The sequence below is a fragment of the Alsobacter metallidurans genome (assembly GCF_014636935.1).
GTDB lineage: Bacteria > Pseudomonadota > Alphaproteobacteria > Rhizobiales > Beijerinckiaceae > Alsobacter > Alsobacter metallidurans.
The window spans coordinates 1,115,460-1,131,740 of record NZ_BMES01000001.1; the positions used below are offsets into that span (position 1 = coordinate 1,115,460).

At 70.0% G+C, this 16,281-nt stretch carries 14 protein-coding genes; 11 read left to right on the top strand and 3 right to left on the bottom strand.

Annotated elements, in window-relative coordinates; all coding sequences use genetic code 11:
• Positions 1-46 precede the first annotated feature (46 nt).
• Positions 47-1,135, bottom strand: a complete 1,089-nt coding sequence (gene mutY, locus IEV99_RS04865; protein ID WP_188516572.1) for an A/G-specific adenine glycosylase — start codon at positions 1,133-1,135, stop codon at positions 47-49.
• Here mutY and IEV99_RS04870 point away from each other — a divergent pair.
• From IEV99_RS04870 to IEV99_RS04905, 8 genes are all read left to right on the top strand, one after another.
• Positions 1,134-1,703 (top strand): DUF721 domain-containing protein, encoded by a 570-nt coding sequence (locus IEV99_RS04870; protein WP_188516573.1) that lies wholly within the window; start codon positions 1,134-1,136, stop codon positions 1,701-1,703. The genes mutY and IEV99_RS04870 overlap by 2 nt on opposite strands.
• Positions 1,704-1,921: 218 nt before the next feature.
• Positions 1,922-2,563: a DsbA family protein gene (locus IEV99_RS04875; RefSeq protein ID WP_188517652.1), complete on the top strand. Its 642-nt coding sequence runs from the start codon at positions 1,922-1,924 to the stop codon at positions 2,561-2,563.
• A gap of 60 nt (positions 2,564-2,623) precedes the next feature.
• Positions 2,624-6,085, top strand: a complete 3,462-nt coding sequence (gene smc, locus IEV99_RS04880; protein WP_188516574.1) for a chromosome segregation protein SMC — start codon at positions 2,624-2,626, stop codon at positions 6,083-6,085.
• 368 nt (positions 6,086-6,453) lie between these two features.
• Positions 6,454-6,810, top strand: coding sequence for an AtpZ/AtpI family protein (locus IEV99_RS04885; RefSeq protein ID WP_188516575.1), 357 nt, complete (start codon positions 6,454-6,456; stop codon positions 6,808-6,810).
• A 75-nt stretch (positions 6,811-6,885) separates the two neighbouring features.
• Positions 6,886-7,632, top strand: a complete 747-nt coding sequence (locus IEV99_RS04890) for a F0F1 ATP synthase subunit A (protein WP_188516576.1) — start codon at positions 6,886-6,888, stop codon at positions 7,630-7,632.
• A gap of 53 nt (positions 7,633-7,685) precedes the next feature.
• Positions 7,686-7,913: a F0F1 ATP synthase subunit C gene (locus IEV99_RS04895; protein ID WP_091831801.1), complete on the top strand. Its 228-nt coding sequence runs from the start codon at positions 7,686-7,688 to the stop codon at positions 7,911-7,913.
• A gap of 146 nt (positions 7,914-8,059) precedes the next feature.
• Positions 8,060-8,608, top strand: a complete 549-nt coding sequence (locus IEV99_RS04900; protein WP_188516577.1) for a F0F1 ATP synthase subunit B — start codon at positions 8,060-8,062, stop codon at positions 8,606-8,608.
• 15 nt (positions 8,609-8,623) lie between these two features.
• Positions 8,624-9,103: a F0F1 ATP synthase subunit B family protein gene (locus tag IEV99_RS04905; protein ID WP_188517653.1), complete on the top strand. Its 480-nt coding sequence runs from the start codon at positions 8,624-8,626 to the stop codon at positions 9,101-9,103.
• Between the two features lie 182 nt (positions 9,104-9,285).
• On the opposite strand, the gene IEV99_RS04910 is transcribed toward IEV99_RS04905, so the two are convergent.
• Positions 9,286-10,089 carry a uracil-DNA glycosylase gene (locus IEV99_RS04910; protein ID WP_188516578.1) on the bottom strand — a complete coding sequence of 268 codons (804 nt, stop codon included), beginning with the start codon at positions 10,087-10,089 and terminating at the stop codon, positions 9,286-9,288.
• 191 nt (positions 10,090-10,280) lie between these two features.
• Between IEV99_RS04910 and IEV99_RS04915 the strand changes: the two genes are divergently transcribed.
• The 3 genes from IEV99_RS04915 (at position 10,281) to IEV99_RS04925 (ending at position 15,017) form a co-directional block, all read left to right on the top strand.
• Complete coding sequence (locus IEV99_RS04915; protein ID WP_244643561.1) at positions 10,281-11,960, top strand: electron transfer flavoprotein-ubiquinone oxidoreductase; 1,680 nt, start codon at positions 10,281-10,283, stop codon at positions 11,958-11,960.
• Positions 11,961-12,338: 378 nt separating this feature from the next.
• A complete protein-coding gene (locus tag IEV99_RS04920; protein WP_188516579.1) occupies positions 12,339-14,087 on the top strand; it encodes a tetratricopeptide repeat protein in 1,749 nt (582 codons plus the stop codon).
• A 48-nt stretch (positions 14,088-14,135) separates the two neighbouring features.
• Positions 14,136-15,017, top strand: a complete 882-nt coding sequence (locus IEV99_RS04925) for a 4-(cytidine 5'-diphospho)-2-C-methyl-D-erythritol kinase (protein WP_188517655.1) — start codon at positions 14,136-14,138, stop codon at positions 15,015-15,017.
• 93 nt (positions 15,018-15,110) lie between these two features.
• Here the strand turns inward: IEV99_RS04925 and IEV99_RS04930 are convergent, their stop codons facing one another.
• A complete protein-coding gene (locus IEV99_RS04930; protein WP_244643563.1) occupies positions 15,111-16,136 on the bottom strand; it encodes a polyprenyl synthetase family protein in 1,026 nt (341 codons plus the stop codon).
• Positions 16,137-16,281: the final 145 nt, after the last annotated feature.

Sequence of the window (16,281 nt, forward strand, 5' to 3'; positions counted from 1 at the left end):
AGGGTGGGCCTGCGGCCCTCTATCGAGCGCTCAACGGAGCGCGGAGCTACCCGCCCAATCCCAGCGCCACGGCCTTGCGCATCACGGTGGGCAGGGCTTCGCCGTCCAGCGTCGCGATCGGCATCCAGCGGCAGCCCTCCGGGGCGGGCGTCTCGGCCGGCACGTCGGCCCGGAACACCGTCAGCCGCAGCGGAAAATGCGTGAAGGTGTGGTCCACCACGCCGATGCAGCGTCGCCAGTCGGCCTTCAGCGGAGCAAGGCCAAGCGCCTCGTCCGGATCGAAATCCGTGCTCCACGCCGTGCCGGGCGGCTCCGTCATGCCGCCAAGCAGGCCCTTGGGCGGGCGCGTCCGCAGCAACACCGTGTCGTCATCCCGCACGGCCACGAAAGCCGCGCCGAACCGCAGGGCTCCGCCGCTCTTCTTCTCCTTGCGCGGATAGCTCTCCTGCGTCCCTTCGATGCGGGCCTGGCAGGGCTCGCGCCAGGGGCAGAGCCCGCAGGCTGGGCTCTTGGGCGTGCAGATGGTGGCGCCGAGATCCATCATCGCCTGGGCGAAATCGCCCGGCCGCGCATCGGGCGTCAGCCCGTCTGCGAGGTCGCGGATCAGCGGCTTGGCCTTGGGCAGCGCCTGCTCGACCGTGAACAGCCGCGTCACCACACGCTCCACGTTGCCGTCCACCACGATGGCGCGCTGGTCGAACGCGATGGAGGCGATCGCGGCCGCCGTGTAGGCGCCGATCCCCGGCAACGCCCGCAGCCCGACCTCGCTCGCCGGAAACCGCCCGCCATGCTCCGCCGCCACCGCCTGCGCGCAGGCATGGAGGTTCCGCGCCCGCGAGTAATAGCCGAGCCCCGCCCAGGCTTTCATGACGTCCTCGGCGGGCGCGGCCGCGAGCAAATCCACAGTGGGAAACAGCGCCAGAAAGCGCTCGAAATAGGGCTTCACGGCCCTCACGGTGGTCTGCTGCAGCATGATCTCCGACAGCCACACCCGGTAGGGATCGGCCGCCTGGCCCGGCAGCGCACGCCAGGGCAGGGCGCGGCGGTGGCGGTCATACCAGGCGAGCAGCGCGGCGGGGTCGGGCCGCGGCGCGTTGGCGCGCGGCTTTGCCGGGGAGAGGGGAGCGGTTACCATGCCGGCCCTGTGTAGCCGCGCCCACGCCGCCGGCGCAATCGAACGGATCGTCGCTGCCTTGGCCCCCAGACCGCCCTTCCGCAAAAGCACGCGCGCGCTCGCCGAGCTCGTGGACGACTGCATCGCCCCGGCGCTGGCCGCCCAGGGTTTCGCGGCCTCGGACGTCGTGGTCGCCTGGCCGGAGATCGTCGGCGACCGGCTGGCGCCTTATTGCGAGCCCGTGAAGATCCAGTGGCCGCGCCGCCCCAAGGGCATGGGCCCGGACGAGCCGTCCGAACCCGCCGTGCTGGTGGTGCGCGTCGAGAGCGCCTTCGCGCTGGAGCTGCAGCATCTCGCGCCCCTGATCGTGGAGCGCGTCAACACCCGATATGGCTGGCGCTGCGTCGGCCGGCTCACCTTTCGGCAAGGTCCCGTCGGGCGCGACCGCGCGCCAAAAAAAGTCGTGCCGCTGCCCGACGCCCGCATGGTCGAAACCGCCCGCGCGCGCGTCGGCGAAGTGCAGGACGACGGCCTGCGCGACGCCCTGGTGCGGCTCGGCGCCGGCATCATGGCGCGCAAGGACGGGTGAGGGGCCGATGTGGGCTAGGGCGCGAAGCGCCACCCCCTCGAAGGGAGGGTGGGCCTTCGGCCTCGCCACGAACCGCAGGCGCGCTTACTCGAACGCATTCTCGTGATCCACATTCACGCACGCTCGTCTTGCCACAATGGCGCCGTCGTTTCACAGTCCAGCCGAACGCGCGCCGGCCGGGAAAGCCGGCCGCTTTTCCGATCAAGGAGAATTTCGTGATCATCAGCCGCCGCACCGTCGTCCAGGGCCTCGCCGTCGCCGGACTCATGGCCGCACTGCCGGCTTTCCCGCGCAGCGCTCTGGCGCAATCCACCACGGCGGCGGACCTGGCGGTCGCAGGCCCGCTCGGCGACGTCTGGCTCGGCAAGGAGGACGCCAAGGTCTCGATCATCGAATACGCCTCGATGACCTGCTCGCACTGCGCCGCCTTCCACGAGAAAACCTGGCCGACGCTGAAGTCGAAATACATCGACAGCGGCAAGGTGCGCTTCTCGCTGCGCGAGTTCCCGCTGGACCCGCTCGCCACCGCCGGCTTCATGCTGGCGCGCTGCGACGGCAACGACAAATACTACCCCGTCACGGATCTCCTGTTCTCCAAGCAGCGCGACTGGGCCTTCACGGACAAGCCGGTTGACGCTCTCTCCAAGCTCATGAAACAGGCCGGTTTCACACAGGAAAAATTTGAATCCTGCTTGAAGAACCAGCAGATCTATGACGCCGTGAACTGGGTCAAGGATCGCGGGGCCGAGAAGATGGGGGTCAACTCCACCCCCACCTTCTTCATCAACGGGCAGGTGCAGCGCGGGGCGCTATCGATTGAGGAACTGGACAAGATCCTCACCCCGCTCGTCGGGGGCTGAGCGGCTGGGGCCTGGGTGGCCCCCGGCCCGCGCCTGCGCGTCTGATCGCAGGCGCACGGCATGAAGCTCACGCGCCTGCGCCTCGTCGGCTTCAAAACCTTTGTTGAGCCGACCGACTTCCTGATCGAGCCCGGCCTCACCGGCGTGGTGGGGCCGAACGGCTGCGGCAAGTCCAATCTCGTCGAGGCGCTGCGCTGGGTGATGGGCGAAAGCTCGTTCAAGAGCCTGCGCGCGTCCGGCATGGACGACGTCATCTTCTCGGGCTCGGGCAACCGGCCGAGCCGCAACACCGCCGAAGTCGCGCTTCTGGTCGACAACTCCGAGCGCACCGCGCCGGCCATGTTCAACGACGCCGAGGCGCTGGACGTGTCTCGCCGCATCGAGCGCGAGGCGGGCTCCACCTACCGCATCAATGGCCGCGAGGTTCGCGCCCGCGACGTCCAGCTCCTGTTCGCCGACGCCGCCACGGGCGCGCGCTCCCCCGCCATGGTGCGGCAGGGGCAGATCGGCGAGATCATCGCCGCCAAGCCGCAGGCCCGCCGCCGCATTCTCGAAGACGCCGCCGGCATCGCCGGGCTGCATTCGCGCCGGCACGAGGCCGAGATGCGGTTGCGCTCGGCCGAGGAGAACCTGCTGCGGCTGGAGGACGTGCTCGGCCAGATCGACGCGCAGGTGGAGAGCCTGAAGCGGCAGGCCCGGCAGGCGACGCGCTACCGCACGCTGGCGGCCGACATCCGCCGCTCCGAGGCGCTGCTTCTTTATATCGGTTGGCGCGAAGCCCGCGACGCGGTCGCGGCGGCCGAAGGCAAGGTCGGCGAGGACTTGCGCCTCGTCGCCGAGCGCACCGCCGCCCAAGGCCAGGCCGCCCGCGACCAGGCCGTCGCCGCCCACGCGGTGCCGGCGCTGCGCGACGCCGAGGCGGCGGCCTCCGCCGCGCTGCAAAGGCTCGTGCTGGCCCGCGACAGCCTCGACGCCGAGGAAAAGCGCGCCGGCGAACGCGCGGCCGAGCTGGAGCGCCGCGCCTTTGAACTCGTCCGCGACACCGAGCGCGAGCGCGCGCTGCTGGATGACGCCGCCGCCGCGCTGGAGCGCCTCGCCGCCGAGGAAGAAGGGCTCGACGACGACTATGGCGACGCCGCCGAGCGGCAGGCCGAAGCGCGCGAGCGTCTGGCCGAACTCGAGGACGTGCTGTTCGATTCCGAAGCCGCGCTCGCTGCCGCCCAGTCGGCGCTGGCGGACCGCAACGCCCGCCGGAGCGCCGCCGAGCGCGCCATTCGGGAAGCCGAGGAGCGCGTGGCCCGCGTGTCGCGCGAGGCCGAACGCGTCGGCCGCGACCTTGCGGCGCTCGACGCCAGCCTGGGCGGCGACGTTGGGCTCGAGGCGCTGGAAGCCGAGATGGAGCAGGTGGCCGAATCAGCCGCCGAAGCGGAGGACACCGCGCAGGCCGCCCGAGAGGCCCACGCCGCGGCCCGCGACGCCCGCGACCGGCTGCGCGGCCCGGCCCAGGACGCTGACCGCACAGCGCAGCGGCTCGAAACCGAGGCTCGGACCTTGGAAAAGATGCTGGCCGCCGGCGCCGGCAAGCAATGGCCGCGCGCGCTGGACAGGCTCACGGCCGAGCGCGGCTTCGAAACCGCGCTGGGCGCGGCGCTTGGCGACGATCTCGACGCCGCCATCGACGCCGCCGCGCCGACGCATTGGGCCGAAACCGGAGCCGGGGAGAGCGACCCTGCGCTTCCGGCCGGGTGCTCGCCCTTGTCCGACCATGTCCAGGCGCCCGCCGCGCTGGCCCGGCGCTTGCGGCAGATCGGCGTCGTGGCGCGCCAGGATGGCGCGCGCCTGCGGGCGGCCTTGCGTCCGGGCCAGCGCCTGGTCAGCCGCGAGGGCGACCTCTGGCGCTGGGACGGCTTCACGACGGCCGCGGACGCGCCGACGCCGGCCGCGCGCCGCCTTGCCGAGCGCGCCCGCCTGGCCGACCTGAAGGGCGAGGCCGAGGCCGCGCGCGAGGCCGCCGAAGCGCTGCGCCACGAGGGCGAGCGCGCCGAAGCCGCCGTCCGCGCCGCCGCGCAGGACGAGACCATGGGTTTCGAGACCGTGCAGATGATGCGTCGCGGCCTCGACGCCGTGCGCGAGCGCCTCGCGGCCGTGCAGCGCCGCCGTGGCGAGGTGGCGGCGAAGCGCTCGGCGCTCGCGGAGGCGCATAGCCGCCTCTCGGCCGAGAGCGAGGAGGCCGCCGCCCGCCGCGATCACCTCGCGCAGCAGCTCGCCGACATGCCGGGCGCGGCCGAGCTGGAGGCCGGGCTGGAGAAAGCCAAGGCCCGCGCCGCCCAGGACCGGCAGGCCGCCAACGAGGCCCGCATCCTCGTGCAGACCATGCAGCGCGAGGTGGAGCTGCGCGCCCGCCGCCGCGACGCGATCGTGGCCGAGCGCCAAGCCTGGACCGAGCGCCGCAGCCGCGCCGTGGGCCAGATGGAGGAAGTCGAGCGTCGCCGCTCCGAGATCGAGGAGGAGCGCGAGCAGCTGCGCGACGCGCCCGAGCTCTTCATGGACAAGCGGCGCCAGATCCTGGGCCAGATCGCCGAGGCCGACGCCGCCCGCAAGGCGGCCGGCGACCGGCTGGCCGAAGCCGCTCAGGCGCAGGCCGTCGCCGACCGGGTCGCCCAGGAGGCCTTGGCAGCCCTGGCGGCCGCGCGCGAGGAAAAGGTCCGCTCCGAATCGCGGCTCGAAGCCGCCCGCGAGCGCTTTTCCGAGCTGGTGCGCGCCGTCGCGGAGCGGCTCGACGCCACGCCGGACCGCCTGCCGGAGCTGAGCGGCGTCGCGCCCGGCGCCGAGTTGCCGGACGCGCCCTCGGTGGAGCGCCGCCTCGAATCGCTGCGCGGCGACCGCGAGCGCCTGGGCGCCGTGAACCTCCGCGCCGAGGACGAACTCACCGCCATCGAGACGCAGCGCGATTCGCTCACCGGCGAGCGCGACGACCTCACGGAGGCCATCAAGCGCCTCCGCACCGCGATCCAGAGCCTCAACCGCGAGGGCCGCGAGCGCCTGCTGGCGGCTTTCGCGGTGGTGCAGGGGCATTTCGAACGGCTGTTCACCAGCCTCTTCGGCGGCGGCACCGCGCAGCTCGAACTCATCGAATCGGACGACCCGCTGGAAGCCGGCCTCGAAATCGTCGCCCGCCCGCCGGGCAAGAAGCCGCAGACCATGACGCTGCTCTCCGGCGGCGAACAGGCGCTCACCGCCATCGCGCTGATCTTCGCGGTGTTCCTCACCAACCCGTCGCCCATCTGCGTGCTCGACGAGGTGGACGCGCCGCTCGACGACAGCAACGTCGAGCGCTACTGCGACCTCCTGCGCGACATGGCGAAAAGCACCGAGACGCGCTTCCTGGTCATCACCCACAACCCCATCACGATGGCCCGCATGGACCGCCTCTTCGGCGTCACCATGGCCGAGCGCGGCGTCAGCCAGCTCGTGTCGGTGGACCTGGGCCTCGCCGAGAAGCTGGTGGCCGAGGCGGTATAGGATTTGGCGCACTCGACTGAACACCCTCCCGTCATTGCGAGCGCAGCGAAGCAATCCAGCTAATGCCGGGCCTTCAGACTGGATTGCTTCGCCTCCGGCTCGCAATGACGGGGAGGATGGCCCCGATGCCGGGGAGAGAGATCGGGCGCCGGTTTTCCGGTCCGCCCATCGCCCAACCCGCAACCTCCTCGCAACCGCATTGGACAAACGACCCCATCCCTTCGTCGAAATGACGAATAGCATAACAAAAACAGAGACATAGGCCTGTATGCCGCATTCTTGACACCTGCGGGGGCGGAAACTATGGTGCGCGCGACTTTCAGGGGGGCGCCAGGGAGGCGCTCCGTGCCCGGGAGCGCGGCTTCGCCATGCAGAATGACGGAACGCCGAACGGGAACGGGGACAAGTCCCGCGCCTCAGAGGACGTCGATCTCCAAGCCAGGCTTCAGCGTCTGGGAAAGCGCCTTGACGAAGTCCGGGACACCGGGCAGGAGCAGCGGCGCGCGAGCCAGACGAGCGGGGGTGATCCCTCCGCGATGGGCAAGGCCTTCCGTTTGTCGACGGAGTTCGTGGCCGGCATCATCGCAGGGTGTGGTCTCGGCTGGGCGGTGGACAGCTTCACGGGCTCCAAGCCTTGGGGGTTGATCGTCGGCATGATGCTGGGCTTCGGCGCCGGCGTCTGGAACGTGATGCGGGCGTCCGGTTTCCTCCGGCCGCCACAATAGTTTCGAAGGCCGCCCCGGCGGCCAACAGGCGCGGACCATTCCGGTCCGCAAAAGCGAGAGAGGGCCAGACCGGCCATGGCCGATCCGATCCATCAGTTCCAGTTGAAGAACATCGCCACCCTGGGCCATCTCGGCAACCAGGAGATCGTGTTCACCCAGTCCTCGCTGTTCATGCTGGTGGCGGTGGGTGTGATCACGCTGTTCATGCTGGCCGGCACGGCGGGCCGCGGCCTCGTGCCGGGCCGCCTGCAGTCGATGGTGGAGCTCTCCTACGAGTTCGTCGCCAACACGGTTCGAAGTTCCGCCGGCAACGAGGGGATGCGCTTCTTCCCCTTCGTCTTCTCGCTGTTCATGTTCGTGCTGATCCTGAACCTCGCGGGCCTCATCCCGTACAGCTTCACGGTCACCAGCCACATCATCATCACGGCCGCTCTGGCGCTGCTGGTGATCGGCGTGGTCGTCGTCTACGGCGTGATGAAGCACGGCACGCACTTCTTTGGCCTATTCGTGCCCGGCGGCGTGCCGCCGGTCATGCTCGCCATCCTGGTGCCGATCGAGATCATCTCGTTCATCTCCCGCCCCATCAGCCTGTCGGTGCGTCTCTTCGCCAACATGCTGGCCGGCCACATCGCGCTGAAGATCTTCGCGGGCTTCATCGGCTCGCTGCTGGCCGCCGGCGCGTGGGGCATCATCTCGCCGCTCCCGCTCGCCCTGACGGTCGCGCTCACGGCTCTCGAAGTTCTTGTTGCGGTGCTCCAGGCCTACGTGTTCGCCACGTTGACCTCGATCTACCTCAACGACGCCCTCCACCCCGGTCACTGATCTCCCGACCGGGACAATCCCTCCCTACCGATCCGACCTCATAGGAGTTTTCCATGGATCCCGTCGCTGCGAAGTACATTGGCGCTGGTCTGGCCTGCCTCGGCATGGCGGGCGCTGGCATCGGCCTCGGCAACCTGTTCGGCCAGTTCCTCTCGGGCGCTCTGCGCAACCCGTCGGCCGCCGACGGCCAGCGCGGCACCCTGCTCCTCGGCTTCGCGCTGACGGAAGCGCTCGGCATCTTCTCGCTGCTGATCGCGCTGCTCCTCCTGTTCGCCGTCTGATCGACACAAGGCATTGCGCCGGCTGAGGCCGGCGGGCCGCCATCGCGCGGCGAATGCTCAAGGTCGGTCGCCCTCAGCGCGCCCGGAGCGGTTCATCCCGCCCCGGGCGCTCCCTGACAGGGCGCCCCCGTTTTCAAGGTGAGGTCATGGCGACGACGACGCAGGCAACAACCGAGGCGCATGGCGGAGCCCACGCGGCCGGCGGGGCGTTTCCCCCGTTCGACAGCAGCACCTTCGGCTCGCAGCTGATCTGGCTCGCGCTGGCTTTCGGCGCGCTCTACCTCCTGATGTCCAAGGTCGCGCTGCCGCGCGTCGCCCGTATTCTCGACGAGCGCAACGGCAAGATCACGGGCGATCTCGAAACCGCCGCCAAGCTCAAGAGCCAGACCGACGACGCCATCGCGTCCTACGAGAAGGCCCTCGCCGACGCCCGCGCCAACGCGCAGGCCATCGCGGGCGAAACCCGCGACAAGCTCCAGGCCGAGACCGACGCCCGCCGCAAGGCGCTGGAGGCTGACCTGCACGCCAAGCTCGAGGCCGCCGAGGCCCAGATCGTGGCCGGCAAGACGGCCGCCATGCAGAATGTCCGCGGCATCGCGGCCGACGCCACCGCGGCGATCGTGCAGCAGCTCGTGGGCCGCACGCCGTCGACCGACGAGGTCGACGCCGCCGTGTCCCAGTCCCTCGGCCGCTAAGGAACCGCAACCATGCTGTATGACGCCGAATTCTGGGTCGCGGTCGCGTTCTTCATCTTCGTCGGGCTCGTCTGGAAGGTCGGGGGCTTCAGCGCCCTCGTGAGCGGCCTCGACAAGCGCGGCGAGAAGATCCGCGCCGAGCTCGAGGACGCCCGCATCCTGCGCGAGGAGGCCCAGAAGGTGCTGGCCGACTACCAGAAGAAGCGCCAGGAGGCCGAGGCCGAGGCGGCCGAGATCATCCGCACCGCCCGCCTCGAGGCCGAGCGCCTCGCCGCCGACGCCCAGACCAAGCTGGCCGACTTCGTCGCCCGCCGCACCCGCATGGCCGAGCAGAAGATCGCCCAGGCCGAGGTTTCGGCCACCGCCGAAGTCCGCGCCGCCGCCGCCGAGGCCGCCGTGAAGGCCTCCGAGCAGATCCTGCGCAAGGACGTCGCGACTTCCGCCGACGCGCTCCTGGCCAAGGGCCTCGCCGAGGTCCGCTCCAAGCTCAACTGAGCCGGGCTGGATGGATTGCAGAACGGCCGCCTTCGGGCGGCCGTTTTCGTTTCCGGGTTATGCTCTCGTCATTGCGAGCCGAAGGTGAAGCAATCCAGACGCCGGGCGTGAAGCGGCATTCCAGAGCGTCGAGCCCATCCCCACCCGCTGGATTGCTTCGCTCCGCTCGCAATGACGAGGGGCTATCCCTCCAGCGCCGCCCGGATCATCTTGAAATCCCGCCACGCCAGGCGCTTCTGCAACGGCTGCCGCAGCAGATACGCCGGGTGCAGCGTCGCGATGGCCTTGAGGCGGCGCGAGCCGGCGTCGTAGTCCATCCAGCGGCCGCGCGTGCGCGTGATGCCGTCCTTCACGCCCAGCAACGTCTGCGCCGACGCGCCGCCCAGGCAAACCAGCACCTTGGCCTTGGAGAGCTCGATCTGCCGCGCGATGAAGGGCAGGCACACGGCCGATTCCTGCGGCGTCGGCGTGCGATTGCCGGGCGGGCGCCACGGGATCACGTTGGCGATGTAGACCTGGCTGCGGTCCATCCCGATGGCCGAGAGCATGCGGTCCAGCAACTGCCCGGAGCGGCCCACGAAGGGCGCGCCGGCTCGGTCCTCCTCGGCGCCCGGCGCCTCGCCGACCAACATCACCGGGCTTTCCGGGTTGCCGTCCGCGAAGACGAGGCTGCGCGCCGTCAGCTTCAGGGCGCAGCCCTCGAACTTCTCCAACAGCGCGCGCAGCTCCTCCAGCGACGCGGCCGAGCGCGCCAGCATGCGGGCTTCGGCGACAACGTCCTCGGCCGCCGCCGACGCGCCCGCGAACCCGACCGGTCGCGCCACTTCGGCCGGCGCCGAAGCTCCGGCGGCCGGCGCACGCGGCTGCGGCGCCTCGGCGAAGCGGTCGTGCGGCTCATCGTCGACGAGCGCGTCCACCCCCATGGCGGCGTACCACGCCAAAAGGTCGGCCGCCGCGCGGCCCGCGTCGATCTCGGGAAAGTCCATCCTGCCATTCTAGCCGCCCGATCCGGCTGAAACCAGCGCTTCGGCCTATGGCGCAGCCATTCCGGCTTTGTTACTGCATGAGGAGCGGCTCTCGCGGCCGCCGCTCGTTCTTGCGTTAGTTTACACATGAACTATATGCTGGGGCGGGTGAAGCGCACACAACACGGCCGCTTGGCCGCACGAGGGTGACGATGGATCTGGCCGAGGCTCAGGCCATGCCCCGCGAGGGCATGGATTACGACGTGGTGATCGTGGGCGCGGGCCCGGCCGGCTTGTCGGCCGCGATCCGGCTGAAGCAGCTCAACCCCGATCTCGGCGTCGTGGTGGTGGAGAAAGGCTCCGAGGTCGGCGCCCACATCCTGTCCGGCGCCGTCGTGGACGTCGTCGGCCTCGACAAGCTCCTGCCGGACTGGCGCGAGGACCCCGAGGCGCCGCTCCGGACGCCCGTCACGGATGATCGCTTCTATGTGCTCGGCCCGGCCGGCGGCGTGCGGCTGCCCAACGGCTTCATGCCCGGGCTGATGAGCAACCACGGCGCCTACATCGTGTCGCTCGGCAACGTGGCGCGCTGGCTCGCGACGCGCGCCGAGGCGCTGGGCGTGGAGATCTACCCGGGCTTCGCAGCCGCCGAGGTGCTCTATGGCGACAACGGCGAAGTGGTGGGCGTCGCCACGGGCGACATGGGCGTGTCCAAGACCGGCGAGGTGAAGGACGGCTTCGCGCGCGGCATGGAGCTGCGCGGCAAATACGTGCTGTTCGGCGAGGGCGCGCGCGGCAGCCTGTCCAAGCAGCTGATCAAGCGCTTCGGCCTGGACGAAGGCCGAGACCCGCAGAAATATGGCATCGGCCTGAAGGAGCTCTGGCAGGTCTCGCCCGAGAAGCACAAGCCCGGGCTGGTGCAGCACAGCTTCGGCTGGCCGCTGGACATGACGACCGGCGGCGGCTCGTTCCTCTACCACCTCGAGGACAACCTCGTGGCGGTCGGCTTCGTGGTGCACCTGAACTACGAGAACCCGACCCTTTCGCCGTTCGACGAGTTCCAGCGCTTTAAGCAGCACCCGATGATCCGCGACGTGTTCGTGGGCGGCAAGCGCATCAGCTATGGCGCGCGCGCCATCACGGAGGGCGGCTGGCAGTCCGTGCCCAACCTCGCCTTCCCGGGCGGCGCGCTGATCGGCTGCGCGGCCGGCTTCGTCAACGTGCCGCGCATCAAGGGCTCCCACAACGCCGTTCTGTCCGGCATGCTCTGCGCCGAGCACGTCGTGGCCGCGCTGAACGAGGGCCGCGCCAACGACGAGCTGAAGAGCTACGAGGCCGCGTGGCGCGACAGCGCCATCGGCCAGGACCTGAAGCGCGTCCGCAACGTCAAGCCGCTCTGGTCGAAGTTCGGCACCGCGGTCGGCGTCGGCCTCGGCGCTCTCGACATGTGGACCAACCAGCTTTTCGGCCTCTCGTTTTTCGGCACGCTTAGCCACGGCAAGCCGGATTCGGCGACACTGAAGACCATCGATCAGGTCAAGCCCATCGTCTACCCGAAGCCCGATGGCGTGATCTCGTTCGACAAGCTCTCGTCCGTGTTCCTGTCGGCCACCAACCACGAGGAAGACCAGCCCTCGCATTTGCGGCTGACCGATCCTTCGATCCCGATCGCCCGCAACCTGCCGCTCTATGGCGAGCCCGCCCGGCTCTACTGCCCGGCCGGCGTCTACGAGGTGGTCTACGCCGATGCGGAGGCGAAGACGGACCCGCGCTTCGTGATCAACGCCCAGAACTGCGTCCACTGCAAAACCTGCGACATCAAGGATCCGTCGCAGAACATCACCTGGGTGACGCCAGAAGGCGGCGGCGGCCCGAACTACCCGAACATGTAAGGGGGCAGAGGAGCGCGAAGCGCGACGCGCCACCTTCCCTTGAGGGGCAGGGTCGCCGCGCAGCGGCGGGGTGGGGTGACACCGGGCGCAGAACTGGTTCTGAACGCCGGAGCATGTCCCCGGCCTCACCCCACCCCGCCGGGCTTCGCCCGTCAACCGTTCCCCTCAAGGGGAGGGCGAGCTGCGGCGCGTTTGCAACGAGCCCCCTCAGGCCCAATCGCCGCACGCGATCCGGCCCCGCTTGCCGCAGTCCCGCAAAAACGCCATGTTGCGGCCCGAAGAATGGCCTCCCGATCGAGTGGCCGTCCGCCCGCCGGACAAAGACGGAAAGCGACACACAGCGTGACGATTGCGAGCCTCCGCCGACCCCTTCATCGCATGCGCCCGCTTGTAGCCGCGGCGGCCTTGCTGGCCAGTTGCGCGGTCGCGCAGGCACGCGGCAGCGGCGGCTATTCGGATGCGGTGGACGCCGGAAACACGTTGTCGGGCAACTACTTGTCCGCCGTGGTGGCGGGCGCGGCGCGCGACACCAGCGCGGCCGCGTTCTTTTATCGGGAAGCCCTGCGGGACGATCCGCGCAGCGCCGACCTCACCGAGCGCGCCTTCGTGTCGCTGCTGGCCGAAGGCTCCTATCCGGAGGCCGTGAAGCTCGCCGAGCGGCTCGCCGCCGGACGCGATTCGCGCAACGGCCTGGCGCAGCTCGTGCTCGGCGTACGCGACATCAAGGCCAAGCAATACGCTAAGGCGCGCCAGCGCCTCGCGGCCGGCGGGCGCAACCGCACCGCCGACCTCACCGCGACGCTCATGACGGCCTGGAGCTGGCTTGGCTCCAACAACCTCAAAAAGGCGATCGAGACCATCGACAGCGTGAAGGGCGAGGAGTCCATCGCGGTGTTCCGCAACTACCATGCGGGGCTCATCGCCGAAGTCGGCGGCGACAAGGTCGAGGCCGAGAAGCGCCTGAAGGGCGCCTACGAGGCCGAGAGCCGCACGCTGCGCATGGTCGACGTGTATGGCCGCTTCCTGGCCCGCGTCGGAAAGCGCAAGGAGGCGCTCGAAGTCTACAAGACCTTCGACAAGCTGCTGCCGCGCCACCCGCTGGTGACGGCCGCCATCGCGACGCTTGAGAGCGGCGGCAACCTGGAGCCCGCCATCGCGGATGTGCCCGGCGGCGTCGCCGAGGTGTTGTATGGGCTCGGCGCCGCCGGCAACCGCACCGGCGACGAGCTCGCGGCGATGATCTACCTGCGCCTCTCGTTGTGGCTGGAGGAGAAGAACGGCCTCGCGGTGATTACGCTGGCCGACATCTACGACCGCATGAAGCAGAGCGAGCGGGCCAACGACACCTACGACATGGTGCTGGCGACCTCGCCGCTGCGCCGCAGCGCCGACATCCAGATCGCCCTGAACCTGGAGCAGCTCGACCGCAAGGACGAGGCGGTGAAGCAGCTCGAGGCCGTGGTGGCCAAGAACCCGACGGACGTCGAGGCGCTGACCGCGCTCGGCAACGTCTATCGGTCGCGCAAGGAATTCGAGAAGTCGGCCGAAACCTACGGCAAGGCGATCGCCGCCATTGGCACGCCCGACCAGGGCCATTGGACGCTGTTCTACTTCCGCGGCATCTCGCTGGAGCGCATCAAGCAGTGGCCCAAGGCCGAAGCCGACATGAAGAAGGCGCTGGAGCTCTATCCCGAGCAGCCGCTGGTGCTGAACTATCTCGGCTATTCGTGGGTGGACCAGAACGTCAACCTCGACGAAGCCTTCAAGATGCTGAAGCGCGCCGTCGAGCAGCGGCCGACGGACGGATACATCGTCGACAGCCTGGGCTGGGCACACTACCGGCTGGCGCAATATGACGAGGCGGTGCGCATCCTCGAAAAGGCGATCGACCTGAAGCCCTCCGACCCGGTGATCAACGACCACCTGGGCGACGCCTACTGGCGCGTGGGCCGCAAGCTCGAGGCCAAGTTCCAATGGAACCACGCCCGCGACCTGAAGCCGGAGCCCGAGGACCTGCCCAAGATCCTCGAAAAGATCGAGAAGGGCCTGCCCGACGACAAGCCTGCCGCCGAGGCGGAAGGCAAGCCGGCCGAACCCAAGCCCGAGCAGAAGACCAACGGCGGCTGAGGCTGTGGGCGTTCTTCGCCCATGCGCCTGGCTGAGCCAGCGGTCGCCATGCTGACCGAGCGCGCGCCCGCAAAGGTCAACCTCGCGCTGCACGTGCTCGGACGGCGGGCGGACGGCTACCACGCGCTCTCCAGCCTCGTGGCCTTCGCGGGGATCGCCGACCGGCTGGCGCTGGCGCCCGGGCCTACGCTCTCCCTCACGGTGGATGGCCCCACCGCAACGGCGGCCGGACCGGACGACGACAACCTCGTGCTCCGCGCCGCCCGCACTTTCGCGGCCCTGTCGCCGGGGCTGCGCGCCGGCGCGTTCACGCTGCTGAAGCGCCTGCCCGTCGCTGCCGGCATCGGAGGCGGCTCGTCGGACGCCGCCGCGGCGCTGCGCCTGCTGGCCCGCCTCAACGACCTCGCGCCCGATCACCCCGCGGTGTTGGAGGCGGCGCGCTGCACGGGATCGGACGTGCCGGTGTGCCTCGTCCCGCGCCTGCGCATGATGGAGGGAGCCGGCGAAACCGTGGGCCCGCCGCTCGCGCTGCCGCCTCTCTTCGCCGTGCTGGTGAATCCACGCGTGGCTGTCGAAACCCCGCCGGTTTTCGCTGCCCTGGGGCTGGAGCGTGGGGCAATGTTCGCAACGACCACCGGGCGACAGTCTGCGCCGGTTGACGCGCCGGCGGCGCCGGATCGAGCGGCGCTCATCACCATGCTCGCCACCCTGCGCAACGACCTCGAGGCCCCCGCCATCCAGGTCGCGCCCGCCATCGCGGACGTCCTTGCCGCAATGCGAGCTGCAACCGGCTGCCGGCTGGCCCGCATGTCAGGCTCCGGCGCCACCTGCTTCGGCCTCTTCGACGACTGCCACGCCGCCGCCAAAGCCGCCCGCGCGCTCGCCGCCGAACACCCCGGCTGGTGGGTGAAGCCCACGATGTTGCGCTGACGCCTCGCCAAATGCGCCTTCATCCAGAGCGCCGCAGCCACACCCTCCCCCTCGAGGGGAGGGTGGGCCTTCGGCCCTCAGCCCTTTACCGCCTCAGTGCGAGCGGGCGATGCAGAAGTCCACGGCCTCGATCATGGCGTGCTTCATGGGGCTGTCGGGGAACAGCGCCAGCGCGTCCTTGGCCATGGCGCCGTAGTGGCGGGCGCGCTCCACGGTGTCCTCGATGGCGCGGTGACGGCGCATGATCGAGATGGCCTGCTCCAGGTCGGCGTCGGACGCCTCGCTCTTTTCCAGCGTGCGCTTCCAGAAGGCGCGCTCGTCCTCGGTCCCGCGCCGGAAGGAGAGCACCACCGGCAACGTGATCTTGCCCTCGCGGAAGTCGTCGCCGACCTTCTTGCCGAGATTGGCGCTGAGCCCGCCGTAATCCAGCGCGTCGTCGATGAGCTGGAACGCGATGCCGAGATTGGCCCCGTAGGAGCGGCACGCGGTCTGCTCCGCCTTGGCGCGGCCCGCGATGATGGGGCCGACCTCGCAGGCGGCCGCGAACAGCGCGGCCGTCTTGCCGCGGATCACGGCCAGGTATTCGTCCTCGGTGGTCTCGGTGTTCTTGGCGGCTGCGAGCTGCATCACCTCGCCCTCGGCGATCACGGCGGCCGCGGTGGAAAGCACGTCCAGCGCCTGCAGGGAGCCGACCTCCACCATCATCTTGAAGGCCTGGCCAAGCAGGAAGTCGCCCACCAGCACGCTGGCCTCGTTGCCCCACAGCATGCGGGCCGCGAGCTTGCCGCGGCGCATCTCGCTGCCGTCCACCACGTCGTCGTGCAGCAGCGTGGCGGTGTGCATGAACTCCACCGCGGCTGCGAGCTTCATGTCGCCGTCGCCCTCGTAGGCGCAGAGCGCGCTGGTGGCGAGCGTCAGCATCGGCCGCAGGCGCTTGCCGCCTGAGTTGATGAGGTGCTTGGCGATCTCGGGAATCAGCAGCACGTCCGAGCCCACCCGGGCCAGGATCAGCTGGTTCACCCGGTCCATGCCGGATGTCGTGAGCTTCACGAGCGGCGCGATGCTCGGCGCGCCGGCGCCGGACGGCTGCTTGCCGTCGAGGGAAACCACGATGCCCACGTGCGTGAACCTTTCTCCGGATCGGCCCGGACGCCCAAAACCCCACGGCGCGGGCCGTTGTTCGGCCCTGCGCGCGCTTCCGGTACCACGGACACACGGCGACCGCCAATGCGGGGCACCGTGCCACGAAGGGCGCCCTTGCCGC

Coding starts and splice junctions, on each gene's coding strand:
- mutY (WP_188516572.1), bottom strand. CDS start 1,135: ATGGTAACCGCTCCCCTCTCCCCGGCAAAGCCGCGCGCCAACGCGCCG.
- IEV99_RS04890 (WP_188516576.1), top strand. CDS start 6,886: ATGGCCGATCCGATCCATCAGTTCCAGTTGAAGAACATCGCCACCCTG.
- IEV99_RS04870 (WP_188516573.1), top strand. CDS start 1,134: ATGCCGGCCCTGTGTAGCCGCGCCCACGCCGCCGGCGCAATCGAACGG.
- IEV99_RS04915 (WP_244643561.1), top strand. CDS start 10,281: ATGGATCTGGCCGAGGCTCAGGCCATGCCCCGCGAGGGCATGGATTAC.
- smc (WP_188516574.1), top strand. CDS start 2,624: ATGAAGCTCACGCGCCTGCGCCTCGTCGGCTTCAAAACCTTTGTTGAG.
- IEV99_RS04885 (WP_188516575.1), top strand. CDS start 6,454: ATGCAGAATGACGGAACGCCGAACGGGAACGGGGACAAGTCCCGCGCC.
- IEV99_RS04900 (WP_188516577.1), top strand. CDS start 8,060: ATGGCGACGACGACGCAGGCAACAACCGAGGCGCATGGCGGAGCCCAC.
- IEV99_RS04910 (WP_188516578.1), bottom strand. CDS start 10,089: ATGGACTTTCCCGAGATCGACGCGGGCCGCGCGGCGGCCGACCTTTTG.
- IEV99_RS04925 (WP_188517655.1), top strand. CDS start 14,136: ATGCTGACCGAGCGCGCGCCCGCAAAGGTCAACCTCGCGCTGCACGTG.
- IEV99_RS04920 (WP_188516579.1), top strand. CDS start 12,339: ATGCGCCCGCTTGTAGCCGCGGCGGCCTTGCTGGCCAGTTGCGCGGTC.
- IEV99_RS04895 (WP_091831801.1), top strand. CDS start 7,686: ATGGATCCCGTCGCTGCGAAGTACATTGGCGCTGGTCTGGCCTGCCTC.